Source organism: Actinoallomurus spadix (genome assembly GCF_024055725.1).
Lineage (GTDB): Bacteria > Actinomycetota > Actinomycetes > Streptosporangiales > Streptosporangiaceae > Actinoallomurus > Actinoallomurus spadix.
Window position 1 is genome coordinate 1 of record NZ_JAMXMX010000038.1, and the last position, 24218, is coordinate 24218.

Sequence of the window (24218 nt, forward strand, 5' to 3'; positions counted from 1 at the left end):
GAACCCCGACCACTACACCCACCACGAACCCCAAACAACACCCGCCCGAACCAACGACCCCTGGCGCTCCTCCAGCATCTGCGCAAAGGTCACCACCACCAACGAAAACGGCGAAACACAAGAAGTGACCGCCTGCGTCTCCGTCGCCATCATCACCATCTGAACCCCACCAGCCCAAAGATGAAAACACCCACCGGCCCCTGCCGGCGACAATGATCCACACCGCCCATAGAGCAGACGAGAATGAACGGGACGGACACCGTGGCAGACGCAGCGGATGACCACCAGGCTCAGCGGGTCATCGCGGTTCGCGACAGCAAAGATCCCGACGGCCCCAAGCTGTTCTTCAGCGTGAGCGCCTGGCGCGACCTACTGACGCGAATCAAAGCCGGGGAACTGGAACTTCCCGAGGACATGCGCGAGACCCTCGACGAACGCTTCCGCTGATCGGCACAGGGACGCCTCACCGGCGACCGGTCGTCCTCGCCGAACACAACGGCGCCCACGGCAGGCAACACGACTGGGGCGAGGACAAGGGCCGGCACACACGACCACGCCGGCTGCGGTCCTGGTACAAGCTCTGGAAGGGCTGCTCGTACACGTCGCGGTCGGCTGCCTGTAGGGCGGTCTCCCGGGCGAATCCATCGTCATCCTGGCGGAGGACCTCGGAGGAGACGTGATCCTCCGACCTCGTTACCGGTTGGCCTCGGCGAGCAGGACCAAGCCGATAATCATCCGGATGCCCCCGAACTGCATCGGCCGCCGGGCGACGATGTGCACCCCCGCTGCTCCCGGACGCGTGCGAGTACCTGAAGACGGTGTCCAACGACCCGATCACGAAGAACGCCGCGCCGGCACGCCGTGGCGGTATTTCAGCGATCATCAGGAGCCCGACCTTGCCCGGGCTGTTAGTGAGGGCCGCCGTCGGGAGTTCGCCGGTCACGGCTGGGCGTCGGAGGACGTTCCCGACCCGCAGGATCCTGAGACCCACCGGGCCTCGGTTCTGAGTTGGAGCGAACTCGGCGAGCCGGGCCGCCGGGAGCTATACGCGTGGTATCGCGCTTTGATCGCGCTGCGGCGGGCCGAGCCTGAGTTGACCGATCCGCGTCTGACGGAGGTGGCGGTCGAGTACGGCGAGTCCTGGCTAATGATCCACCGAGGTTCGCTCGGGATCGCGGCGAACCTGGGCACGGACCCGCTGCCTCTGCCGGAGGGCGACGTCGTCCTGGCTTGCTCCACCGAGGCGGAGGAGGCGAGACTCCCGGGCGAGTCCTCCGCGACCCTCCGAGTCCTCAGGTGAGGCCGGACGTCACCGCCTGCTTTTGGCGAGCAGGACCAGACCGAAGATCATCCGGCCGGCGCCGAGCAGCATCGCCCCCCAGGTGACGAGGGAGACCCCGCCGCTCTTGGACGAATGCGAGTACGTGAGCACGGCGATCACCAAGGTGCACACGAACACCACCGCGCCGACCCCAATGGCGCGCATGGCCTTGCGCCGCTCCGCGTCCTTGGCGGGCGCGCCCGGGAACGGCCCGTTCGGGTCCTGCGGGTCCTGCTGGGGGGACCCCTGATCCGGTCCGTTCGGATCCGGAGTCTGGAAGCCGCCATACTCCCGAGCGCTCGGGGCGGCGGGCGGAGTGCGCGGGTGATCCGGCTGGGGCGGTACGGCCCCTGGAGAGTGCTCTGTCATCTCTTCGGCTCATTCGATGGCGGACGGCAGCATGATCTTCGCGCCTACCACCGTAGTGGGCCTCTGCCGATCCCACGTGCCATTCGACTGAGAAGAGCGGATTGCGGCGGATGCCCCGGAAGGCTGCGACCATGAAGCCTTGCTCGCCCTTACAGGGCATACCAGGGACCGGGCCGGCTCCCGGGCGAGCCTCAGTCGCGATGCTGCGAACGCCCGGCCAGGGCCGGACGTGACCCGCGTTACCGCCCGCTCTTGGCGAGCAGGACCAAGCCGGTGATCATCCGGATGACGCCGAACAGCATCGGTCCCCAGGCGACGACGTAGACCCCGCCGCTCCCGGACGCGTGCGAGTACGTGAGCACGGTGATGAGCAACCCGATCACGAACAACACAGCACCGACGCCGATGGCGCGCGTGGCCCTGCGCCGCTCCGCGTCGTTCACCGGCACGCCTTGGAACGGCGCGTTCTGCGGCGCACCCGGATACGGCTGCGGCGCGTTCTGGTACGGCGCGTTCTGATAAGGCGCGCTCTGGTAGGGCCCGTTCGGGTAGGGCGGATTCGGCTGGTACGGGCCATGGCTCGGCGGAGCCTGATACGGCGCCTGGTAACCGCCGGCCTGCTGCGGAGCACCCTGGTAGGGGGCGGCGGGCGGCGTCTGCGGGTACTGGGGCGGAGGTGGCACGGCCCCGGGATATTGCTCTGTCATGTTCTCCGCTCATTCGATGGCGGGAGGCCGATCTGAGGCAGGACGCCAGCCACCGTAATGGAGCCCCCATCGACCCCACGTGCTATTTGACCAAGAACGCCCGATCCGGGGGAGTGGCGTGGAAAGTGCGGCGGTAGGCCAGCGGCGAGACGCCGATCGTCGCGTGCAGGTGCTGGCGCAGGGAGACGGCGGTGCCGAACCCGGCCTGCCGGGCGATCTGGTCCACCGGCAGGTCGGTGGTCTCCAGCAGGTGCCGGGCCAGCTCGACGCGCTGCCGGGTGAGCCAGCGGCCGGGGCTCATTCCGGTCTCCTCCTGGAACCGGCGGGTCAGCGTGCGCACGCTCATCCCGGCCCGGGCGGCGAGTTCGGACAGCGAGATCGGCCGGTTGAGGTGCTCCAGCGCCCAGGCGCGGGCGGGCGCGGTGCCCTCGTCGTACGGCTCGGGGACCGGGCGCTCGATGTACTGCGCCTGGCCGCCGTCCCGCCACGGTGGCACGACGGTCCGGCGGGCCACCCGGTTCGCCACCTCGCTGCCGTGGTCGCGGCGCACCAGGTGAAGGCACAGGTCGATGCCCGAGGCCGCCCCGGCCGACGTCAGCACGTCGCCGTCGTCGACGAACAGCACGTCCGGGTCGACCCGGGCCCGGGGGAAGAGCCGCTGCAACTCCGCCGCCTCGTTCCAGTGGGTCGTCGCCGGTCGCCCGTCGAGCAGGCCGGCCGCCGCCAGAACGAATGAGCCGGTGCAGATCGACATGATCCGGGTGCCCGGCCGGATCAGTGCCAGGGCCGCCGCCAGGTCCTCGGGGAGCCGGTCGATCGGCCGGCAGCCGCCGAACGGCGGGATGACGACGGTGTCCGCGGTGGCCAGCACGGAGGCGTCGTGCTCCACGGCGATCGAGAAGTCGGCGTGCGTGCGCACGGGCCCGCCGTCCAGCGTGCAGGTCACCACGTCGTACAGCGGCTCGTCGTCCGGCCCGCGGGCCCCGCCGAAGATCCGTCCGGGAATGCCCAGCTCGAACGGGATCACGCCGTCCAGCGCCAGCACGACGACACGGTGCGGAGATCGGGTCATGGCCAGATCTTTTCACAGGATGTCCATATGGCCACTCCCGATCGGCCTGCGACTGCCAGAGGCTTTGGCTCAACGCAACTCGTTTGGAAGAGGAGATTCGATGAGCACCATGCGGGCGATCATTCAGGAGGCGCCGGGCGGCCCCGAGGTCCTCAAGGTCGCCGAGATCGAGCGGCCGGAGCCGGGCCTGCTGGAGGTCCTGGTCCGGGTGCACGCCGCCGGCGTGAACCCCACGGACTGGAAGGGCCGCGCCCGCGGCACGTCGATGACCGGAGTCGCGCTGCCGAGGCTCGGCTTCGACGTGTCCGGTGTGGTCGAGGCCGTCGGGCGGGGGGTGACGATGTACGAGCCCGGGGACGAGGTGTTCGGGATGCCGCGCTTCCCGCACCCGGCGGGCGCGTACGCCGAGTACGTCACCGCCCCGGCGCGGCACTTCGCCCGCAAGCCCGCCGGGATCGACCACGTCCAGGCCGCCGCGCTGCCGCTCGCCGCGCTGACCGCCTGGCAGGGCCTGGTCGACACGGCGCGGGTCCAGGCCGGGCAGCGGGTCCTCGTGCACGCCGCCGCCGGAGGCGTCGGTCACCTCGCGGTGCAGATCGCCAAGGCCAAGGGCGCGTACGTGATCGGCACCGCCCGCGAGGCCAAGCACGAGTTCCTCCGCGGCCTGGGCGCCGACGAGGTCGTCGACTACACGAAGGTCGACTTCGCCGAGGTCGCCCGGGACGTCGACATCGTGCTCGACCCCATCAGCGGGGACTATGGCCCCAGGTCCCTGGAAACGCTCCGCGACGGTGGCGTCCTGGTCTCCCTCCTGCCCTCGGTCGGGGACGACGTGCTCGCCGCGGCCGAGAAGCGGGGGATCAGGGCCGGCTGGACGCTGGTCGAGCCGGACCACGCGGGCATGAAGGAGATCGCGGCGCTCGTCGAGGCCGGCCGGCTGCGCGCCGAGATCGACTCGGTTTTTCCCCTGGAGGAGGCGGCGAAGGCCCACGAGCGCGGCGAGACGAACCGGACGACCGGCAAGATCGTCCTGACCGTCGTCCGCTGACGTCGTTCACTGGAGTTCCGCGGCACGGCGGGCCTTCATCCGCCGTGCCGCCGGACGATCCGGTCACGTCTCGTGACGCCGTACCCACCCTGAGCAGGGGAGGCCGGGCCGGGGCCAGGAGTCTTTACTTTGCATTAGCGCGGTTATCGGTATGTCTGGTCCAGCCCTATGACTGGAAGATCGCAGGTCAAGGCCCCGCTACTGCCGAGGAAACGTTCTTGAATAGCTCTACGATCGGTTCATGACCTCAGTTCTGCTCGCCGAGGACGACACGTCCATATCCGAGCCTCTCGCCAGAGCGCTGCGGCGGGAGGGATACAACGTCGAAGTCAGTCCCGACGGTCCGCAGGCTCTCGAGCGAGCGCTCGGGGGCGGGGTGGACCTCATCGTCCTGGACCTCGGGCTGCCCGAGCTCGACGGGCTCGAAGTGGCACGGCGCGTACGCGCCGAGGGCCACGGCGTGCCGATCCTCATCCTCACCGCCCGCGCCGACGAGGTGGACACCGTCGTCGGCCTCGACGCGGGCGCCGACGACTACGTCACCAAGCCGTTCCGTCTCGCCGAGCTCCTGGCGCGTGTCCGCGCGCTGCTGCGCCGGGGGAGCACCGAGACGCCGATCGTCCAGGGCGTCCGAATAGACGCCGAGTCCCGTCGCGCCTGGATGGGCGACCAGGAGCTTCAGCTGACGACCAAGGAGTTCGACCTGCTGCGCGTGCTGGTCCGCGACGCGGGCAAGGTCGTCACCCGGGAACAGATCATGCGGGAGGTATGGGACACCAACTGGTGGGGCTCGACGAAGACCCTCGACATGCACATCTCCTGGCTTCGGCGCAAGCTGGGGGATGACGCGGGCAGCCCGCGTTACATCACGACCGTACGAGGAGTGGGTTTCCGCTTCGAGCGCGGTGACTAGTCGTGTGAACCCGGCGTGACCACCCCCTGGTCACGTCCCGGGCGAAAGAGAGGGACCCCCATGAGGCGACGGCTCCTGCTGTCGACGCTGGCCGTCGCGGTCGTCGCCGTGCTCCTGCTCGGCATTCCCCTGGCGTACTCGACCCATCGGCTTCTCTACGACGAGGCCGAACAACAGGTCGAGCGGGAGGCGGCGACCGTGGTGGCCGGCGTGAACCTGAAACAGGAAGGCAAGCAGTCCGTCATCGGCGACCAGATCGCCAAGGAGTTCCCCAGCCGCTACATCGTCATCACCCTGGCCAACGACGAGGTGATCACGGCCGGGGTCGCGCCGCCCAAGGGCGCGCACGTGATCAAGAAGACCGCGAACGACCACGGCGTCCGGGTGCAGGTCTCCCGGGACGCCGCCGACATCGAGGCCGAGGCGCTGCGCACGCTGGTGCTGATCGGCAGTCTCGTCGTGCTCGGCGTCGGGGTCGCGGTCGGGCTGGCGATGGTCCAGGCGCGCAAGCTGACCCTGCCGCTGATCGACCTCGCGGAGACCGCCGACCGCCTCGGATCCGGCAACGCGCGACCGCGCCGCCGCCGGTACGGCGTGCCCGAGGTCGACCGGGTCGCGGAGGTGCTGGACCGCAGCGCCGTCCGGATCGCCGACCTGCTGGCGGCGAGCCGGGAGTTCGCCTCCGACGCCAGCCACCAGCTGCGTACGCCCCTGACGGCGCTGTCCATGCGGCTGGAGGAGATGGTCGAGGCCGCGGAGTACCCCGACGTCGTACGGGAGGAGGGCGCCGCCGCCGCGGCGCAGGTCGAGCGGCTCGCCGCGGTGGTCGAGCAGCTCCTCGCCCGCGCCAAGCACGACCCCACGGGCGACGCGGTGCCCGTCGACGTCGACGACATCGTCGCGCAGCAGGTCGAGGAGTGGGAGCCGGTCTTCCGGCGGGAGGGGCGCCGGCTCGAGGTCTCCGGCGTCCCGGAGCTCACCGCCGTGGCCAGCCCCGGCGGCCTGTCGCAGATCGTCGCCACCCTGCTGGACAACTCGCTCGTGCACGGGGACGGCACCGTCACGATCCACACCAAGGAGACCGCCACGTCGATCGTCGTGGAGGTCGGGGACGAGGGGGTCGGCGTGCCGCCGGAGCTGGAGCGCCGGGTCTTCGACCGCAACGTCAGCGGGCGATGGCAGGGGACCGGGCTCGGCCTCTACCTCGCGCGCTCGCTGGCGACCGCGGACGGCGGGCGGCTGGAGCTCATCCGCGCCCGGCCCGCCACCTTCGCGATCTTCCTGCGGAAGGGCGACGAGGTGCTGCGGGCGCGCGAGCGCGTCGTCAGCGGCCCCGCTTGACGGCCTGCCCGGCGGGCATCCGGGGCGAGGGCAGCGCGGCGTCGCCCCGCGCGGTGTCCTCGTCAGGGTTCTCGGGCAGCCCGGTGTGCGGGTCGACGGGCGGCGCGGTCGGCGGCAGGAACACCCACTTCTTGTACGCCCAGTACCGGAACAGGGTCGCCACGCCGGTGCCGATGATCTGCGACGCGTTGAAGGCCAGGCCGCTGCGGATGCCGAGGACGTAGTGGGTGAAGCCGATGACGATCCAGGTGATCACCAGGCCGACGCCGTTGAACACGAAGAACAGGACGTACTCCCGGCCCAGGCCCGACCGGTCGCGGTGACGGAAGGTCCAGAACCGGTTGGCGAAGTACGAGAAGGTGGTCGCCACGACCGTGCCGACGCCGAACGACGTCAGCGGGCCGACGCCGAACCCCAGATGCAGGATGTCGGAGATGCCGATGGTGATGACGAAGTTGAGCGCGCCGATCGTCCCGAACGCCGCGAGCTCATGGATGAGATGGGCGAATCTCCGATAGAGACGGCTGACGAAGCTCACGAAGCGGGACCTCTCGTTCCGGCGTGGGCGCCTACGAGGTTAGACGGCCTTCCCGCGCCTGTTGTTCCCGCGCCCGTCGCCCGGCGAACCCGCACGCTGAGCACGGCGGATAGGCTTCCCCCGTGACGGACAGGCAAGACATACCAGTCGTCGGCATGGTCGGCGGCGGGCAACTGGCCCGGATGACGCAGCAGGCGGCGATCGCGCTCGGCGTGCCGCTGCGGGTGCTCAGCGACAGCGCTCACGCGTCGGCGGCGAAGGTGATCTCCGGCGTGCGCATCGGCGACCACCGTTCCCTCGACGACCTGCGGGCCTTCGCCAAGGGCGCCGACGTGGTGACCTGGGACCACGAGCACGTCCCCGGCGAGCACATCCAGGCGCTGGAGGCCGCCGGCGTCGCGTGCCGCCCGGGATCCGCGGCCCTGCTGCACGCCCAGGACAAACGGGTCATGCGCGAACGCCTCACCGCCCTCGGCGCGCCGTGCCCGGAGTTCGCCGTCCTCGACCCCGAGGCGCCCCTGACCAGCCTTGAAAGTTTCGCGGAGCGGACCGGCTGGCCGGTCGTGCTCAAGGCGACGCGCGGCGGCTACGACGGCAAGGGCGTATGGGTCTGCGCCTCGCCGGAGGAGGGCCGCGCCGTCGTCGAGCGCGCCGCGGCGGAGGGTGTCGGTCTGCTGGCCGAGCGGCACGTGCCGTTCCGCCGGGAGCTGGCGGCCCTCGTCGCCCGCTCGCCGTACGGGCAGGGCGCCGCGTACCCGATCGTGGAGACCGTCCAGACCGACGGGATCTGCACCGAGGTGATCGCCCCGGCGCCGGGCCTGGATTCCGACCGCGCCGAGGAGGCGCAGCGGCTGGCCCTCGGCCTCGCCGACGCGCTGGGCGTGACCGGCCTGCTGGCCGTCGAGCTGTTCGAGACCGAGGACGGCGTCCTCGTCAACGAGCTGGCGATGCGGCCGCACAACTCCGGGCACTGGACGATCGAGGGCTCCCGCACGTCGCAGTTCGAGCAGCACCTGCGGGCCGTGCTCGACCTGCCGCTCGGCGACACGACGCCCACCGCGCCGTACACCGTCATGGCCAACGTCCTGGGCGGCGACGACCCGGAGATCTACAAGCGCTACATCCACGTCATGGCCCACGACCCCGCCGTGAAGGTGCACTTCTACGGCAAGGAGGTGCGGCCCGGCCGTAAGATCGGCCACGTCACCGCGCTCGGCGACGACCTGGAGGAGACCCGCGAGCGGGCTCGCCACGCCGCCGACTACTTGAGGAAAGGCCCCACCCCATGACCGTCGGTGTCGTGATGGGCAGCGACTCGGACTGGCCCGTGATGAAGGCCGCCGCCGAGGCGCTCGAGGAGTTCGACATCCCGTACGAGGCGGACGTCGTCTCGGCGCACCGGATGCCGCACGACATGATCACGTACGGTTCGGAGGCCGCCTCCCGGGGCCTGCGTGTGATCATCGCCGGCGCGGGCGGCGCCGCCCACCTGCCGGGCATGCTCGCCGCCGTGACCCCGCTCCCGGTCATCGGCGTGCCGGTGCCCCTGAAGTACCTCGACGGTATGGACTCCCTGTTGTCGATCGCGCAGATGCCGGCGGGCGTGCCGGTGGCGACCGTCGCGATCGGCAACGCCCGCAACGCCGGTCTCCTGGCCGTCCGGATCCTCGCCGCGAGCGACCCGGAGCTGCGCGAGCGCATGGAGGAGTTCCAGCGTGACCTGCACGCCCAGGCCAAGCGCAAGGGCGAACGCCTCCGCCGCGGCTGACCCGCGGGCCCCCTGCTCCTGAGGGAGCAGGGGGCCTCGTCGGGGGCGCCGGATCATTTCAGGAGCTGGCGGGCCATCACCACGCGCTGGATCTGGTTGGTGCCCTCGTAGATCTGGGTGATCTTGGCGTCGCGCATCATCCGCTCGACCGGGTAGTCCTTCACGTAGCCGTAGCCGCCGAGGAGCTGGACCGCGTCGGTGGTGATCTCCATGGCCGCGTCGGAGGCGAAGCACTTGGCCGCCGAGGAGATGAAGGTCAGGTCCGCGATCTTCTCGCCCTCCATCGCGCGCTCGGACTTCGCGGCGGCGGCGTAGGTGAGCTGGCGGGCCGCCTCCAGCTTCATCGCCATGTCCGCGAGCATGAACTGCACGCCCTGGAAGTCGCCGATCGGCCTACCGAACTGCTTGCGCTCCTTGACGTACCCGATCGCGTAGTCGAGCGCGCCCTGGGCGATGCCGAGGGCCTGGGCCGCGATCGTGACGCGGGTGTGGTCGAGGGTGGCGAGCGCCGTCTTGAAGCCCGTGCCCTCCTCGCCGATGATCCGGTCGGCCGGGATCCGCACGTCCTCCAGGATGACCTCGCGCGTCGGCGAGCCCTTGATGCCGAGCTTCTTCTCCGGGGCGCCGAAGCTCACGCCGGGGTCGCTCTTCTCGACCACGAAGGCGGAGATGCCGCGGGCGCCCTTCTCCGGGTCGGTGACGGCCATCACGGTGTAGTACTCCGAGACGCCCGCGTTGGTGATCCACCGCTTGGTGCCGTTGAGGACCCAGTGGTCGCCGTCGCGTACGGCCCGGGTCTTCATCGCGGCCGCGTCGCTGCCCGCCTCCGGCTCCGACAGGGCGTAGGAGAACATGGCCTCGCCGCGGGCCACGGGGCTCAGGTAGCGTTTTTTCAGGTCTTCGGAGCCGGAGAGGAGAATGGGGACGGTTCCGAGTTTGTTCACCGCCGGGATCAAGGAGGAGGCGGCACAGGCCCGAGCGACCTCTTCGATGACGATCACCGTGGCGAGGGCGTCTGCGCCGACTCCCTCGTACGCCTCGGGGACGTGGACGGCGTGCAGGTCCGCCTGCACGAGCGCGTCATAGACGGCCTGGGGGAACTCCCCGGTCTCGTCGGTCTCCGCGGCCCGTGGAGCGATCTTGTCATCGGCCAGCGAGCGAACCGTCTCGCGGAGCATCCGGTGCTCTTCGGAGAGTTCGTACAGAGGAAAGTCTGCGGTCATGTGCCGATGGTACGCGGTCAACCTACTCGCCAGTAGGGCCGATAGCATGCCGAGCGGCCCGTGGGGGACGTAAACGGGGTCGGGCACGGAACTCTGAGGAAAGGAGGCGGGACCTTGGCACAGCGTTTGACGGTGATCGGTACCGGCTACCTGGGCGCCACCCACGCGGCATGCATGGCCGACCTGGGATTCGAGGTGCTGGGCGTGGACGTGGACGCCGAGAAGATCGCCCGACTGACCCGGGGCGACCTTCCGGTCTACGAACCGGGCCTCGAGCCGATCCTGCGCCGCAACCTGGAGAACGGCCGGCTGCGGTTCACGACGTCGTACGAGGAGGCCGCCGAGTTCGGCGACGTGCACTTCATCTGCGTCGGCACGCCGCAGAAGCCCGGGGAGTACGCCGCCGACATGAGGTACGTCGACGACGCGGTCGACTCCCTCGCGCCGCTGCTCACCCGCGCCTGCGTCGTCGTCGGCAAGTCCACCGTCCCCGTCGGCACGGCCGAGCGGCTCGCGCGGCGGCTGACGGAGCTCGCCCCCGCCGGGGACGTCGTCGAGCTCGCCTGGAACCCCGAGTTCCTGCGCGAGGGCTACGCCGTCGAGGACACCCTGCACCCGGATCGCATCGTGGCCGGCGTCCGGTCCGACCGCGCGGAGAAGGTCCTGCGCGAGGTGTACGCCTCGATGATCGCCGACGGTGTTCCCTTCATCGTCAGCGACTTTCCCACCGCCGAGCTGGTCAAGGTCTCGGCCAACGCCTTCCTCGCGACGAAGATCTCGTTCATCAACGCGATGGCCGAGGTCTGCGAGGCCGCGCACGCCGACGTGACGAAGCTCTCCGAGGCCCTCTCCTACGACGACCGGATCGGCGGCAAGTTCCTCGGCCCGGGGCTCGGCTTCGGCGGCGGCTGCCTGCCCAAGGACATCCGGGCGTTCATGGCCCGCGCCGGCGAGCTCGGCGTCGACCAGGCGCTGTCGTTCCTGCGCGAGGTGGACGCCATCAACATCCGCCGCCGCATCCGCATGGTCGACCTGGCCCGCGAGCTGCTCGGCGGGTCCTTCATCGGCCGTACGGTCGGCGTCCTCGGCGCGGCGTTCAAGCCCAACTCCGACGACATCCGCGACTCCCCGGCCCTCGACGTCGCGACGTCGATCCGCGCGCAGGGCGGGCAGGTGACGGTGTACGACCCGCAGGCGCTGGAGAACGCCCGCCGGGCGCACCCGGACCTGGGCTACGGCTCGTCCGCGACGGACGCCGTCGAGGGTGCGCACGTCGTGCTGCTGCTGACGGAGTGGAAGGAGTTCCGGGACCTCGACCCGGAGATCCTCGGCACCGCGGTGGCCGAGCGCAACATCGTCGACGGCCGTAACGCGCTGGATCCGGAGCGGTGGCGCGCGGCGGGCTGGCAGTACCGCGCGCTGGGGCGCCCGTAGTCCACGCCCGTGGTCCCACGCCCGTCGTCCCGCCCGGGAAGCCCGCGGGGTGTGCGGCGGTTGGCAGAGTCATGAGCGACTCCTACGCCGATGAGGCCGTGATCCGCCGCGTCCTGCTCGACTCGCGGACGTGGGCGTTCGTCGGGCTGCGCGACAACCCGGGCCGGACCGCGTACGACATGGCCGGGGTGCTGCGGTCGCGCGGCAAGACGATCGTCCCCGTCCACCCCGCCGCCGAGACCGTCCTCGGCGAGCCGGGCGTTCCCTCGCTCGCCGGCGTCCCGGGGCGGGTGGACGTCGTCGGCGTCTACCGGCGCGCCGAGCACGCGGGCGCGGTCGCCGACGAGGCGATCACGCTGTTCGCGGCGTACGGTCCGCGCCGGGACGACGAGGTGCGGGCGGTCTGGTTCCCCCTCGACGTGGTCGACGAGGCCGCCGCCCGCCGCGTCCGGGACGCCGGGATCGACGTCGTCATGGACCGCTGCCCGGCCATCGAGTGGGCCCGCCTGCGCCTCCCGCGCTGAGGGCGTCAGGACGCCACGGCGCCGGCGACGGTGAGGAGGGCGTCGTCGACCGTGTCATGGACCGGGATGGCGGAGGCGATGCCGGTCAGGGCGACGACCCGGGAGGGTCCGCCGCGCAGGCCCGCCAGGCACGGCCGGCCGCCGAGCCGGCGCGTCCGCTCGCCGGCGGCCAGGATGACCCCGAGGCCGCCGGTGTCCATGAAGGTCAGCTCGGCGAGGTCGAAGACGAGGTCGTCGCCTTCGTGCAGGACCTCGGAGAGGAACGTCTCGAGGTGCCGGGCGGTGCCGGCGTCGAGTTCGCCGCCGATCGTGACGACGGTGGTGCCGGGCAGACGTCGGTGCGTGAGCGTCAGCTCTTCCATGGGGCTTCTCCGTGTATCCGGGTGGTGGGCAGGAGAATCACGTCGGTCGGCGTGCCGGGTCCGGCCGGCCGCCGTCAGGCGAACGCCCAGCCGTCGTCCCGCGCGGGCGCGGGTTCCTCGGCGGGCGGCGCGATGAGGACTCCGGTGAGGGGCTCGGCCGTATCGGTGTGGCCCGGCAGCGCTTCGAGAAGGGCCTGGGCGAGGGTCTCCAGCAGGCGGGCGTCGGCGCGGGCTCCGGTGTGCAGCGCGCAGACCCAGACGTTGCGGACGCATCGCTCGATCGTCTCGGCGGGGACGCGGTCGAACCGCTCGATCAGCCGCCGGGTGGCGATGTCGCAGACGATGGAGGGTTCCCAGACGGAAATGGCCATGGTGAGAGTCCTTCTCGCGAAGAGGAGACTGTCCCGAGCCACTTCTTGACCGGTATGCCGGATCTTACGACGTTTGTCCGCTGAACGCCACACCCGCCCGGAGCGTCACATCATTCGCGCGCCGCCACAGCAGCCGCTCTTCACTGCGGACGGCGCATCTCCCGAGTGCCGCCGTCCTCGTCCCGGGGGCTGAACGGTGACCGGCCTCCCTGGGGGCGTTCCGGCTCGTACAGCGGCACGTCGAACTCCGTCTGACCGTACGCGGTGGCGGCCGGCTCCGCGTCGGCGTAGCGGGAGGTGCCGTGCGCGGGGGTGCCGTGCGCGGGGGTGCCGTGCGCGGGGGTGTTCCCGTCGCCGCGCGCGGCGTGCCGGCCCCGGCCGCCGCCGGAGGCCGAACGCCGCCCGTACGTCTCGTCGGACTCGGGCAGGCCGTACTCGTACGCCGGGTCCTCGTCGGCGTCCGGCCGGGCCCTCCACCGCGAGGGGAAGAACGACGCGAACAGCAGGCCGACGCCCGCGAACAGGATGAACCCCTCCTCCTCCAGGCCGGCGAGCGTGACGCGCTGGCCCTTGAAGGGGAACCGGTTGATGAGGTCGGCGGTCGTCTTCTGGGAGACGAAGAACAGCACGCCGGCGGCGGTGAGGATCAGCCCGCCGACCAGCGAGCCCAGCGGCGAGAGCCGGGAGGCCGCGAGGAGGGCGAAGACGACGGCGGCGCCCGCCAGCAGCCCCCCGCCGAGCCACTTGTCGGTCTTGTGGCCCTGCACGACGAAACCGTGCTGCAGGCGGTAGGTGCCGAAGATCAGAAGTCCCGCGAGCGCGGCGGTGAGGACCACGCCCAGGAGAAGCCCCCAGGTGTGACGGGCGCCGTTCGACATCGCTGTCCTCCCAGTGGCCGACGACCGGCGCGGCCGCCGGTACAGCAGAAGGCTAGTGGTCCGGCGAACGCGTCAAAAGGCACATTGAGGTCACTCGTGAGATCACGCGCGGGCTCACTTGCAGAGGTTCTGCGTCGCCGTGCGCGCGGTCACCTGCTGCTGGGAGTCGCCGGACGGCGCCTTGGCGGGCGGGCTCACGGTGACCTTCTTCGCCCCCGACCAGGACGGGCCCACCAGGACCTGCAGCCGCGAGCCGAGCCCGGGCACCTGCCTCAGCCGTGCCCCGGGGATCGCGGCCTTCAGCGTCCGTGCCGAGTCCGCCCGGCCCGGACCGTACTGGATGACGGTCGCCGTGGCCCCCGGCCGGGCGCCCGGCACCACGACCGCGCCGAACCCGGCGTCCCGCAGGTCGCCCGCGGCCCGGGCGGCCAGCCCGCGAGTCCCGACACCGTTGACGACCCGCACGGTGATGTCCCGCGGGGCCACGGTGAGGGCGTCGGGGTCCGGCGAACGCGACGGGGACGCGCTCGCCGAGGCGCTCTGGGCGGGTTTCGGCGGCTCGACGATCGGCTTGTCCCGCTGGATCTCCTCGAAGAGCCGGCCGGCGGCCCGGTCGTCCCACAGCACGGTCGACTGCCGCAGCCCCCCGATCGTCGTCAGGTGGTTCTGGTCGGCCAGCGGCACCGTCGTGAAGGCGATGCCGTCGGTGCTCATCCCCTTCATCTGGGTGGCCAGGGACGTCAGCGTGCCCTTCGACAGCTCCTTGTCGGCCCGGATCGTGCTCAGCGCGGCGCCGAGCACCGCCGGATACTTCGTCGGATCGCTCAGCGCCTGGTGCGCCACCGCCGACATGAACTGCTGCTGCCGCTGGATCCGGCCGAGGTCGCTGCCGCCGGTCAGGGTGTAGCGGGCGCGCGAGTAGGCCAGCCCGGTCTTGCCGTCCACGGTGCTCTTGCCGGCCGGCAGCCGCAGGCCGCTCTTCGGGTCGTCGATCGGCTGGTTCGTGCAGATGGTCACGCCGCCGAGCGCGTCGACGACCTTGATGAAGCCAAGGAAGTTGACCTCGACGTAGTGGTCGACGTGCACCCCGGTGACGCGCTCCACCGTCTGTACGGCGAGCGTCGGCCCGCCGTACATGTACGCCCAGTTGAGCTTGCCCTGCCGCTCGCCGACCGCGGTGCCCTTCGCGCCCTCACTGCCGTTCGACCGGTGCGACGGGATCGTGACCAGGGAGTCGCGCGGCAGGCTGACCACGGTGACCTTGTCGTGCTTGGACGAGATGTGCACCAGCATCATCGTGTCGGAGCGCTCGCCGTCGGCCTTGCCGAGGTGCAGGTCCCGGATCTGCTGGTCGGTCAGCCCCTCACGGCGGTCGACGCCGGCCAGCAGGATGTTCATCGAGCCCTGGGGCCCGGCGTCAGGGCGGTTCTTCAGCCCGTCGAAGGCGTTGACGCGCCGGACGCTGCCCAGCACGTAGTCCTGGAACGCCCAGCCGCCGCCGGAGAACAGCAGTACGGCCGTGGACAGCAGGCCCGTCGTCACGAGGTACCGGCGCTGCCGCCGCGCGCCGTCCGGCGCCACCGCAGCCGGTGCCGGTGCCGCGCGCGAGCGGCGCTCGACGCGCACGTGGGAGGACTCGGTGTCGCCGAGCGCGACGCCCTCCACCTCCGCGGCCTCGTCGTCACCCGGAGCGCCCGGACGGGGACGGAAGTAGCGCTCCTGAGGGTCGGACTCCTCGTCGTGTGCCATGACGGCTCGCCTCTCCGGGGGGTGCGAAGTCTTGCCTTCATTGCGGCGTTCCTCGCGTTCGTACAGTAGCGTGGCGCCGTCATGAATCCCTCGCCCAACACACAGGTCGCCCGAAACCGCGTATGGCCGGCCGTGTCAGTGATCATGCCCGTGCTCAACGAGGAACGACATCTCGCGGAGGCGGTCGGGTCCATCCTCACCCAGGACTACCCCGGTGAGCTGGAGCTCGTCATCGCGGTCGGCCCCTCCCGTGACCGTACGCAGGAGATCGCGGAGAAGCTCGCGGCCGACGACCCGCGAATCGTCGTCGTCGCCAACCCGACGGGCCGCACCCCCAACGGCCTGAACGCCTGCATCCAGGCCTCCCGGCACCCCATCATCGTCCGCGTCGACGGCCACTCGCTGCTGCCGTCCGACTATGTCCTCGCCGCCGTCGAGACCCTCGAGGAGACGGGCGCGGACAACGTCGGCGGCGTCATGGCGGCCGAGGGCGTCACACCGTTCGAGAAGGCCGTCGCCCGCGCGATGACGACCAAGATCGGCATCGGCAACGCGACGTTCCACATCGGCGGGCAGCCCGGTGAGGCCGAGACCGTCTATCTCGGCAGCTTCCGGCGCAGCGCCCTCGACCGGGTCGGCGGGTACGACGAGACGTTCGTGCGCGCGCAGGACTGGGAGATGAACCACCGCATCCGCCAGACCGGCGGCAAGATCTGGTTCACCCCCCGGATGCGCGTGACGTACCGGCCGCGGCCGAACCTTCGCGCGCTGGCCAAGCAGTTCTTCCACACCGGCAAGTGGCGGCGCGTCGTCGGCCGCGAGCACCAGGGCACGCTCAACCTGCGCTACCTCGCGCCACCGATCGCCGTGGTGGCGATCGTGGCCGGCGCGGTCGCGGGCGTGTTCGGCTTCTGGCCCGGCTGGATCATCCCCGGCGGGTACGCCGCCGCGATCCTCGCCGGCTCGGCCGCGACCGGGCGCGGTCTGCCGTTCTCGGCCTGGGTGCGGCTGCCGCTCGTCTACGCGACCATGCACCTCGCGTGGGGCGCGGGCTTCCTGCTCAGCCCGCCGAGCCTCGGCCGCTCTCCGCAGCGCTGACCCGCCCGGTCTCCCCGGCGGTGAGCTGCTCAGCCTGCCGAGCGATGATCTGCTCGGCGATGAGCAGGTCGACCGGGTGCGTGATCTTGATGTTCTGCTCGCTGCCCGGGACGACCCTGATGGGCGTCTCGGGCAGGTAGCGGTGCACGACGCCGCAGTCGTCCGTCGGCGGCCGCTCGGCGAACCCCGGGTCGGCCAGCGCCCGCTCGTACGCCGCGCGGATGACGGCGAGCCGGAATCCCTGCGGCGTCTGGAAGCGGCGCAGTGAGTCCCGGCGCGGCATCTCGGCCACCCGGTCGCCCTCGACCACCACCACGGTGTCGGACGAGGGCACCGCGACCGCGACGGCCTCCTCGCGCTCCAGCGTCGCGACGCACTCGGCGATGATCCGCGCGTCCACGAACGGGCGCGCGGCGTCGTGGAACAGCACGCGCGCGTCGCCGGGCTCGTGCTCCAGCGCGGCCAGCGCCCGCAGCGTCGACTCCGTACGGGTGGAACCGCCCTCGATGACCCGGCGGACCTTGGCGTACGGTTCGGCGATCACCTCGGCCTCGGGGACGTGCCCCGCCGCCATGACGACGATGACCTCGTCGATGTCCGGCGCCGACTCGAACGCCTCGATGGCGCGGGCCAGGATGGGGCGGCCGCCGACCGCGGCCAGCTGCTTCGGCGCGCCGAGTCCGAGGCGCAGTCCCGTCCCACCGGCGAGGACGACCGCAACGGTTCTCATTCGCCGCACTTTACCGACCGGGTGCGTACGGACCGACCACGCGCGTACGGACCGACCGGGTGCGTACGGCCGTGAGGACTCACAGCGCCGAGGCAGCGGTAACCTATGGGGGCTCTCGCCGCGTCACCCGGCTGAACGGATGTTTACGGCGAGGAGGCGGCGCGCTACTAGTCGCGGTATGGTCGGCGCTCGCATCTCACGGCCCCGGCCGGAGAGAGACCCCCACCCCAGACCTGAGGACTACAGAGATGAAGTTCGGAGGGTGCCGATGACGTTGGCAGTGGTTCTCGCGACCGAGGCGGTCGCGTCCGGTTCCACGCCGACGGCCGGCCTCACACTCCCGGGCGGCGCCGCCGTCGTCACCCGGTTGATCGCCCAGCTCCAGTCCCTCGACGTCGCCGACCGGCGCGTGATCGCCCGCCCCGAGTTCGCCGCCGCCCTGCGCGAGGCCGGTTGCGAGGTCGTCGAGTCCAAGGGGCTCGCGGACGACCTGCGCGAGATCGCCCGGGTGGCTCGCACCGCGAACCGGCCGATGCTCGTCGTGCACGGTGACGTCGTCGCCCACCGTGAGGTGTTCGCCCGGCTCATCTACAACTCCAAGGCTCCCGCCTCGGCCGTCGTCGCCCGCGTGCCCGTGAGCGACGACCGGCTGACCCGTCCCCTCATCCGGATCCGCAGGGGCCGCATCCAGTCCGCGGGCTCCCCGTACCACCAGGTGACCGACCCGAACGCCGTCTTCCGCGGCATCGTGCGGGTCTCGCAGGAGGAGACCGGGACCCTCGCCACGGTGGCCGAGGAGCTGGCCGACCTGGCGGACAGGCCGGACGGCTTCACGGAGATCAGCCCGCTCCGCCGGCTGTGGGACGCCCCGGATGACACCGGGGACGTCGAGATCGAACAGGCCGGCGGCGTGCACCTCGAGGCCCTGGCCACCACCCCGGTCACCGGGGACGACGCGCCGGCCCTGCTCGTCGTCGGCCTGGTGCGCTCGGGGGTGAAGGTCACCGGCCGTGGCAACAGCACGCTGGTGTGCGAGCGGGTCCTCGACCAGACGCAGGCGGACGCGGCTCAGCGGGCCGTCGACTCCGTCGACGAGGACAAGGTCCGGCTCGCCGCGGCGGTCAAGAACAACGACGGCTTCTTCACCACCTACGCGGTCAGCACCTACTCCCGCTACATCGCGCGCTGGGCCGGTAAGCGCGGCTGGACGCCGAACGCCGTCACCGCGATCTCGATGGGCATCTCGATCGTGGCCGCGGGGTTCTTCGCCCTCGGCCAGCGGTGGGGGATGATCCTCGGCGCCTTCTCGCTGTACTTCGCGTTCGTCTTCGACTGCGTGGACGGGCAGCTCGCCCGCTACACCCGGCAGTTCAGCACGCTCGGCGCGTGGCTCGACGCGACGTTCGACCGGGCCAAGGAGTACACCGTGTTCGCCGGTCTCGCGGTGGGCTCGACCGCGGCCGTGGCCGGCGGCTCGGTGCACGGCGGTGACGTGTGGTTCCTCGCCGCGACGGCCATCACGGCGCAGACCTGTCGGCACATGGTGGACTTCGCGTTCGGCGCCTCGAAGCGGCGCCTGCCGCCGGAGCCCATCCCGATCGTTCCGCTCGGCACGCCCGGTGACAGCATGCTGGACGAGCCGGAGCCGCCGAAGAGCCGGCCCAAGGGCAGCGGTCTCAGCCACTTCGCGGTGTGGCTGTCCGCGCGCTCGGAGCAGATCCGGGTCTTCCACTGGTTCAAGAAGATGATCGTGCTTCCGATCGGGGAACGGTTCGCGCTCATCGCCCTCACCGCCGCGATCTTCAACGCGCGCGTGACGTTCTTCGCCCTGCTCACGTGGGGTGGCGTCGCCGCCTTCTACACGATCGTCGGCCGTATCCTCCGGTCCCTCACCCAGCCGAGGTCGGTGGCAGTTCCCAAATGAGTGTACTTCCTGGTATGTCCCCGGCGGCCGGCAAGCCCGCCGCGGCCCCCGTTCCCGACGCCGAGCTCGCCTACCACGGCAGCCGGCTGGTCGCCTACCGCGACGACGGCCCCATCGCGCTCGCACTGGGCCGGCTGACCAAGGGTCAGCTGCCGCCGTTGCTGCCGTTGCTCGTCGCCGGGATCGTCACCGCGATCCTGCTGGTGGTCGGCGTCAGCGGCCAGACCAGCCCGGCGGTCTTCGCTCCGGTGCTGGTGCTGCTGCTGGCCGGTCCCGGTTCGACGCATCCGCACAGCGGGCGCCTCGACTGGCTCGTGCCGCCGCTGATGCGGGCGATCGAGTACGGTTACCTGGCGACGCTGGGCTTCTCGCACGACGTCTCCAAGCCGCTGGTCTACGCCTTCCTGGGCGTGCTGGCCTACCACCACTACGACACCGTCTACCGCACGCGCCAGCGGTTGTGGCCGGCGCGGTGGGTGTTCGTGGCCGGTCTCGGCTGGGAGGGCCGCCTGCTGATCGCGGCTGTCGCCACGCTCGCGGGCAGGCTGCCTGTCGTGCTGGCCGTGCTCGGCGTCTACTTCGCCCTGCTGTTCGGCATCGAGAGCGTCTACACCTGGGTGCGGACCGGTACCGGCAAGGGCGTGATGGTGAATCTCGAGGATGAGGAGGAAGCCGGCTCATGATCGGCATGGTTCTGGCCGCGGGCGCGGGGCGCCGTCTCCGCCCGTACACGGACACGCTGCCCAAGGCCCTGGTGCCGGTCGACGGTGACACGACGATTCTCGACATCGCACTCGGCAACCTCGCGGAGGTCGAGCTGACCGATGTCGTCATCGTCGTCGGCTACTGCGCCGAGGCGGTCGAGCAGCGCAAGGCCGCGCTGGAGAGCCGGTACGGCGTGTCCATCACGCTCGTGCACAACGACAAGGCCGAGGAGTGGAACAACGCCTACTCCATGTGGCTGGCGCGTGAGCACTTCGGCGAGGGCGTCCTGATGGTCAACGGCGACACGGTCCACCCGGTGAGCGTGGAGAAGACCCTCCTGGAGAACCGCGGCCCGGACATCCTCCTCGCCGTCGACAACGCCAAGAAGCTCGCGGACGAGGAGATGAAGGTCATCCTCGACGCCGACGGGCACCTTCAGCGCATCACGAAGCTGATGGACCCCTCCGAGGCGTACGGCGAGTACATCGGCGCGACCCTGCTGGAGCCGGCCGCGGCCGAGCCGCTCGCCGACGCGCTGAAGGCCACCTGGGAGCGCGACCCCGACCTCTACTACGAGGACGGCTACCAGGAGCTGGTGAACCGAGGCGGGAAGATCTCGGTGGCCCCGATCGGCGCGGTCGACTGGGTCGAGGTCGACAACCACGACGACCTGGAGAAGGCCCGCCGGATCGCCAAGGAATACTGATGCCGCTGCTCACGCGGATGCTCCCCGCGCCGCTGTCCATCGATGTGCGGCGCGGGGCCATCGCCCACCTCGGGGAGCTGCTCGCGGACCGGCGGATCGCCACGGAGGGCCGCGTCGCCATCGCGGTGGGGCCGGGGCAGGGCGACCAGATCGCCGAGCACATCCGGCCGAGCCTGCAGGCGTGCGAGGTGTTCCACGTCGACGGCGGCACGGTCGACGCCGCCGTCGAGCTCGGCTCCCGGCTGCGCAGCGGATCGTACGAGGCCGTCGTCGGCATCGGTGGCGGCCGGACCATCGACGCCACGAAGTACGCCGCGACGCTGGCCGGCATGCCGATGGTCTCGGTCGCCACGAACCTCTCCCACGACGGCATCTGCTCACCCACGGCCTCCCTGGAACACGAGAAGGGCAAGAACACCTTCGGCGTGACGATGCCGCTGGCCATGGTCGTCGACCTGGACTACGTACGCGCCGCGCCGGAGCGTCTGGTCCGCGCCGGGGTCGGCGACGTGCTGAGCAACTTCTCGGCGGTCGACGACTGGCTGCTGGCGGGCCGGGAACAGGGCGACCCGATCGACCGGCTCGCGCTGACCCTCTCCCGTACGGCCGCCGAGGCGCTCATCTACCAGCCGAAGTCGATCGAGTCGGACGAGTTCCTCACCGTGCTGGCCGAGGGGCTGGTGCTGTCGGGGATGGCGATGTCGTTCGCCGGGTCCTCACGCCCGTCGAGCGGCGGCGACCACGAGATCCTGCACGCGATCGACCACCTGTTCCCCGGCACCGCCAACCACGGCGAGCTGGCGGGGATCGGCGCGGCGTTCTGCTACCACCTGCGTGCCACCCACCTCGGTGAGGGCGCGGAACGCCTCGAGCAGATCGTGACGTGCCTCGACCGTCACGAGCTGCCCAAGACACCGCATGACATCGGCCTGACCGAGGAGCAGTTCGCCCAGGCGGTGCTCCACGCTCCCCAGACACGGCCCGGCCGATACACCATCCTCGAGCACCTCGGACTCGACGAGGGCGCTGTGCTGAAAGCGGTACGCGAATATGTCGGCACCTTCGCTGGCTGAGGTCCGGGCGGGCGGACAGCCACCCGGCCTCAAGGAACGCCGGAACGAAGAGCACTGGGCGGGACGGCTGTACATGCGCAGCATCTCGCCCCTGTTCACCTGGCTCTTCATCCGGATCGGGTTCAGCCCGAACCAGCTCACCTACATGATGATCGCCTGCGGCGTCCTGGGCGGCGCGGCCGTGGCGGTCGACGGCCGCGGGACGGCGGGCCTGATCTGGGCGGTCGTCGGCGCCCTGCTCATCCAGGCGTACCTCCTGCTGGACTGCTCCGATGGCGAGGTCGCGCGGTTCCGCAAGCGCACCTCGGTCACCGGCGTGTTCCTCGACCGGATCGGGCACTACATGTCGGAGGTCGCGCTGCTGGCCGGCCTCGGCGTGCGCGCCCAGGGCGCGTGGGAGAACGGCGGCTACGTCGAGCTGGGCCTGCTCGCCGCGCTCGGCGCGGCACTGATCAAGGCCGAGACCGACAACGTCGTGGTCGCCCGCGCCAAGTCGGGCCTGCCCGCGGATCCCTCGAGCGGGGACCGCGCGCTGCGCCCGGAGTCGACGGGCCTGGCGCTCGCCCGCGAGGCCGTGTCGCTGCTGAAGTTCCACCGGATCATCGGCGCGGTGGAGCTGTCGCTGCTCATCGTGGTCGCGGCGGTCATCGACCATGTGACGGACGGCCTGACCGCCACGCGGGTCCTCGCCGTCGCCGTCGCGGTGGTCGCGGTCCTGCAGACGGGCCTGCACTTCGTCAGCATCGTGGCCTCCCGGAGGCTCAAATGAGGCGATTTCAGATGAGCTCCTCCGGGGTTCACGGCGAGTCGTGGAGGCGCGTGTGAGGATCTCCGTCGTCGTGCTGACCATGGGGAACCGGCCGGTCGAGCTCGAACGCGCCGTCAAGAGCGCGCTGGGCCAGGTCGGCGTCGAGATCGAGGTCGTCCTCGTCGGCAACGGCGCGGACGTTCCCGGTTCCTGGCCCGAGAACGTCAAGGTCCTCCGCCTCCCGGAGAACGTCGGCATCCCGGCCGGCCGCAACCGGGGCGTCGAGGCGTCGTCCGGCGAGCTCATCCTCTTCCTCGACGACGACGGCTGGTACGAGTCGATGGAGCTGGGCGCGCGGCTGCGGGACATGTTCACCGAGGATCCGAAGCTCGGCATCGTCTCCTTCCGCGTGCGCGATCCCGAGGGCGGCCCGGGGGAGCGGCGGCACGTTCCCCGGCTCCGCGCCGGCGACCCGCTCCGCTCCTCGGAGGTCACGACGTTCCTCGGCGGCGCCTGCGCCATGCGCCGCGCCGCGTTCGACGCGGCCGGCGGGCTCCCCGAGGACTTCTTCTACGCCCATGAGGAGACCGACCTCGCCTGGCAGGCGCTGAACGCCGGATACCGCATCGTGTACGACGCCGAGTCGGTGATGTTCCACCCGGCCGTCGCGCCGACGCGGCACGAGATGTTCTACCGGCTCAACGCCCGCAACCGCGTCTGGCTCGCCCGGCGCAACCTGCCCTGGCCGCTCGTCCTCGTCTACCTCGGGGTGTGGGTGGGGATGACCGTCCTGCGCGAACGCAAGCCGGCCTCGCTCCGCCCGTGGTTCAGCGGCTTCCTCGAGGGCTGGCGCAAGCCCGCCGGCCGGCGCCGCCCCATCTCCTGGCGCACCGTCTGGCGCATGACCCGCCTCGGCCGCCCCCCGGTCATCTAGGCGGTCCGCGCGCCTGCCGATCCGGCCAACGCGACAGAACGTCACGGATCGGTACGGAAGCGGCTCCGGGGGAGGCCATGTCTCTTCCAGGGCCGTCTACTCACGCGAGCAATTTCTTGTTTGAGTAGACGGCCCTGGAAAAGAGCGCCCTCCCCCGGGGACCTGCTTCTCAGGCTTCCGCCTCCGGGCCTGGCGTCGTGTTGTCCACAGCCTGGGGACGACGGTGGATTCGGGCCGGCTTCACGGCGGATGATTGCTGTCATGTCCGGGGGGAGCAAGCAGCGGATCGGAGCGCTGATCAGGCAGGCGAGGATGATGCGGCGGTTGTCCCTGCGGGAACTCGCCGAGCTGTGCGACGTCAGCGTGGCGACCTTGAGCGCCATCGAGCGGGGTTCGCGCAACGTCAGTCTTCCGCTCGCCGATCGGATCCTGGGGGCGATGGAGCTGGAGCTGCATCTGGAGACCCAGCCACGGTGGGAGACGATCGACGCGGCGATCGCCGAGGCGGCCGGTCGGCCACTCAAGGAGCGGATCGCCGGCTGGGCTCGCTCCTGCGCACGATGCCCATGCTGACCCGGGTGAGACTTCCCCTCGTGCCGCTCGCGGAGGTCGAGACGGCGGACGCCTATGCGCGCAGGGTCCTGGACCGCATGCGCCGGGGCGCCCGAGTCGGCCGGCGCCG

Annotated in this window: 27 protein-coding genes; 17 read left to right on the forward strand and 10 right to left on the reverse strand. The window is 71.1% G+C overall.

The window, feature by feature from the left end; genetic code table 11:
* Positions 1-243 precede the first annotated feature (243 nt).
* Positions 244-447, forward strand: a complete 204-nt coding sequence (locus NE235_RS34500; protein ID WP_252810625.1) for a DUF397 domain-containing protein — start codon at positions 244-246, stop codon at positions 445-447.
* Between the two features lie 325 nt (positions 448-772).
* On the forward strand, positions 773-1300 hold the full coding sequence (locus NE235_RS37940; protein WP_289849646.1) for a DUF3459 domain-containing protein: 528 nt from the start codon (positions 773-775) through the stop codon (positions 1298-1300).
* Between the two features lie 9 nt (positions 1301-1309).
* On the opposite strand, the gene NE235_RS34510 is transcribed toward NE235_RS37940, so the two are convergent.
* The 3 genes from NE235_RS34510 to NE235_RS34520 form a co-directional block, all read right to left on the reverse strand.
* Entirely contained in the window at positions 1310-1690 is a 381-nt protein-coding gene (locus tag NE235_RS34510; protein ID WP_252810629.1) for a hypothetical protein, read from the reverse strand.
* A 239-nt stretch (positions 1691-1929) separates the two neighbouring features.
* Positions 1930-2397 carry a hypothetical protein gene (locus NE235_RS34515; RefSeq protein WP_252810631.1) on the reverse strand — a complete coding sequence of 156 codons (468 nt, stop codon included), beginning with the start codon at positions 2395-2397 and terminating at the stop codon, positions 1930-1932.
* An 82-nt stretch (positions 2398-2479) separates the two neighbouring features.
* Positions 2480-3469 (reverse strand): GlxA family transcriptional regulator, encoded by a 990-nt coding sequence (locus NE235_RS34520; RefSeq protein WP_252810632.1) that lies wholly within the window; start codon positions 3467-3469, stop codon positions 2480-2482.
* Positions 3470-3578: 109 nt separating this feature from the next.
* On the opposite strand from NE235_RS34520, the gene NE235_RS34525 reads away from it, so the two are divergent.
* The 3 genes from NE235_RS34525 (at position 3579) to NE235_RS34535 (ending at position 6771) form a co-directional block, all read left to right on the forward strand.
* A complete protein-coding gene (locus NE235_RS34525) occupies positions 3579-4517 on the forward strand; it encodes an NADP-dependent oxidoreductase (protein ID WP_252810725.1) in 939 nt (312 codons plus the stop codon).
* Positions 4518-4758: 241 nt separating this feature from the next.
* Positions 4759-5430 (forward strand): response regulator transcription factor, encoded by a 672-nt coding sequence (locus NE235_RS34530; protein ID WP_141956913.1) that lies wholly within the window; start codon positions 4759-4761, stop codon positions 5428-5430.
* 60 nt (positions 5431-5490) lie between these two features.
* A complete protein-coding gene (locus NE235_RS34535) occupies positions 5491-6771 on the forward strand; it encodes a sensor histidine kinase (RefSeq protein WP_252810634.1) in 1281 nt (426 codons plus the stop codon).
* Here the strand turns inward: NE235_RS34535 and NE235_RS34540 are convergent.
* Positions 6755-7309: a GtrA family protein gene (locus NE235_RS34540; protein WP_252810636.1), complete on the reverse strand. Its 555-nt coding sequence runs from the start codon at positions 7307-7309 to the stop codon at positions 6755-6757. The genes NE235_RS34535 and NE235_RS34540 overlap by 17 nt on opposite strands.
* A 122-nt stretch (positions 7310-7431) precedes the next feature.
* Here NE235_RS34540 and NE235_RS34545 point away from each other — a divergent pair, with 122 nt between their 5' ends.
* A complete protein-coding gene (locus tag NE235_RS34545; protein WP_308206199.1) occupies positions 7432-8598 on the forward strand; it encodes a 5-(carboxyamino)imidazole ribonucleotide synthase in 1167 nt (388 codons plus the stop codon).
* On the forward strand, positions 8595-9077 hold the full coding sequence (gene purE / locus NE235_RS34550; RefSeq protein WP_252810638.1) for a 5-(carboxyamino)imidazole ribonucleotide mutase: 483 nt from the start codon (positions 8595-8597) through the stop codon (positions 9075-9077). Before NE235_RS34545 ends, purE begins: the two co-directional genes overlap by 4 nt.
* 53 nt (positions 9078-9130) lie before the next feature.
* Here the strand turns inward: purE and NE235_RS34555 are convergent, their stop codons facing one another.
* Positions 9131-10300 carry an acyl-CoA dehydrogenase gene (locus tag NE235_RS34555; RefSeq protein WP_252810639.1) on the reverse strand — a complete coding sequence of 390 codons (1170 nt, stop codon included), beginning with the start codon at positions 10298-10300 and terminating at the stop codon, positions 9131-9133.
* A 114-nt stretch (positions 10301-10414) separates the two neighbouring features.
* On the opposite strand from NE235_RS34555, the gene NE235_RS34560 reads away from it, so the two are divergent.
* Together NE235_RS34560 and NE235_RS34565 are read left to right on the forward strand one after the other, a co-directional pair.
* Positions 10415-11734 (forward strand): UDP-glucose dehydrogenase family protein, encoded by a 1320-nt coding sequence (locus NE235_RS34560; protein WP_252810640.1) that lies wholly within the window; start codon positions 10415-10417, stop codon positions 11732-11734.
* A gap of 71 nt (positions 11735-11805) precedes the next feature.
* Positions 11806-12258 (forward strand): CoA-binding protein, encoded by a 453-nt coding sequence (locus NE235_RS34565; RefSeq protein ID WP_252810641.1) that lies wholly within the window; start codon positions 11806-11808, stop codon positions 12256-12258.
* Between the two features lie 5 nt (positions 12259-12263).
* On the opposite strand, the gene NE235_RS34570 is transcribed toward NE235_RS34565, so the two are convergent.
* From NE235_RS34570 to NE235_RS34585, 4 genes are all read right to left on the reverse strand, one after another.
* Complete coding sequence (locus NE235_RS34570) at positions 12264-12620, reverse strand: STAS domain-containing protein (protein WP_252810642.1); 357 nt, start codon at positions 12618-12620, stop codon at positions 12264-12266.
* A 74-nt stretch (positions 12621-12694) separates the two neighbouring features.
* Positions 12695-12991, reverse strand: a complete 297-nt coding sequence (locus NE235_RS34575; RefSeq protein WP_252810643.1) for a hypothetical protein — start codon at positions 12989-12991, stop codon at positions 12695-12697.
* Positions 12992-13131: 140 nt separating this feature from the next.
* Positions 13132-13869 (reverse strand): hypothetical protein, encoded by a 738-nt coding sequence (locus tag NE235_RS34580; protein WP_252810644.1) that lies wholly within the window; start codon positions 13867-13869, stop codon positions 13132-13134.
* Positions 13870-13983: 114 nt separating this feature from the next.
* Positions 13984-15618, reverse strand: coding sequence for an LCP family protein (locus NE235_RS34585; protein WP_252810645.1), 1635 nt, complete (start codon positions 15616-15618; stop codon positions 13984-13986).
* Positions 15619-15699: 81 nt separating this feature from the next.
* On the opposite strand from NE235_RS34585, the gene NE235_RS34590 reads away from it, so the two are divergent.
* Entirely contained in the window at positions 15700-16716 is a 1017-nt protein-coding gene (locus tag NE235_RS34590; RefSeq protein WP_289849644.1) for a glycosyltransferase family 2 protein, read from the forward strand.
* Here the strand turns inward: NE235_RS34590 and ispD are convergent.
* Complete coding sequence (gene ispD / locus NE235_RS34595; protein WP_252810646.1) at positions 16679-17446, reverse strand: 2-C-methyl-D-erythritol 4-phosphate cytidylyltransferase; 768 nt, start codon at positions 17444-17446, stop codon at positions 16679-16681. The two genes, NE235_RS34590 and ispD, sit on opposite strands and share 38 nt — an antisense overlap.
* A 268-nt stretch (positions 17447-17714) precedes the next feature.
* Between ispD and NE235_RS34600 the strand changes: the two genes are divergently transcribed.
* The 7 genes from NE235_RS34600 (at position 17715) to NE235_RS34630 (ending at position 24109) form a co-directional block, all read left to right on the forward strand.
* Positions 17715-19370, forward strand: a complete 1656-nt coding sequence (locus NE235_RS34600; protein ID WP_252810648.1) for a CDP-alcohol phosphatidyltransferase family protein — start codon at positions 17715-17717, stop codon at positions 19368-19370.
* A 14-nt stretch (positions 19371-19384) separates the two neighbouring features.
* The gene (locus NE235_RS34605) at positions 19385-20053 is read left to right on the forward strand and encodes a DUF5941 domain-containing protein (RefSeq protein WP_252810650.1); all 669 of its coding nucleotides are present in this window, start codon (positions 19385-19387) and stop codon (positions 20051-20053) included.
* Positions 20050-20781 (forward strand): phosphocholine cytidylyltransferase family protein, encoded by a 732-nt coding sequence (locus NE235_RS34610; protein ID WP_252810652.1) that lies wholly within the window; start codon positions 20050-20052, stop codon positions 20779-20781. The genes NE235_RS34605 and NE235_RS34610 overlap by 4 nt, the downstream gene beginning before the upstream one ends.
* Before the next feature lie 17 nt (positions 20782-20798).
* A complete protein-coding gene (locus NE235_RS34615; RefSeq protein WP_252810730.1) occupies positions 20799-21854 on the forward strand; it encodes an iron-containing alcohol dehydrogenase family protein in 1056 nt (351 codons plus the stop codon).
* Positions 21832-22623, forward strand: coding sequence for a CDP-alcohol phosphatidyltransferase family protein (locus NE235_RS34620; protein ID WP_252810654.1), 792 nt, complete (start codon positions 21832-21834; stop codon positions 22621-22623). The genes NE235_RS34615 and NE235_RS34620 overlap by 23 nt, the downstream gene beginning before the upstream one ends.
* A gap of 79 nt (positions 22624-22702) precedes the next feature.
* Positions 22703-23536: a glycosyltransferase family 2 protein gene (locus NE235_RS34625; protein ID WP_252810732.1), complete on the forward strand. Its 834-nt coding sequence runs from the start codon at positions 22703-22705 to the stop codon at positions 23534-23536.
* A gap of 261 nt (positions 23537-23797) precedes the next feature.
* Entirely contained in the window at positions 23798-24109 is a 312-nt protein-coding gene (locus NE235_RS34630; protein ID WP_252810656.1) for a helix-turn-helix domain-containing protein, read from the forward strand.
* Positions 24110-24218 lie beyond the last annotated feature (109 nt).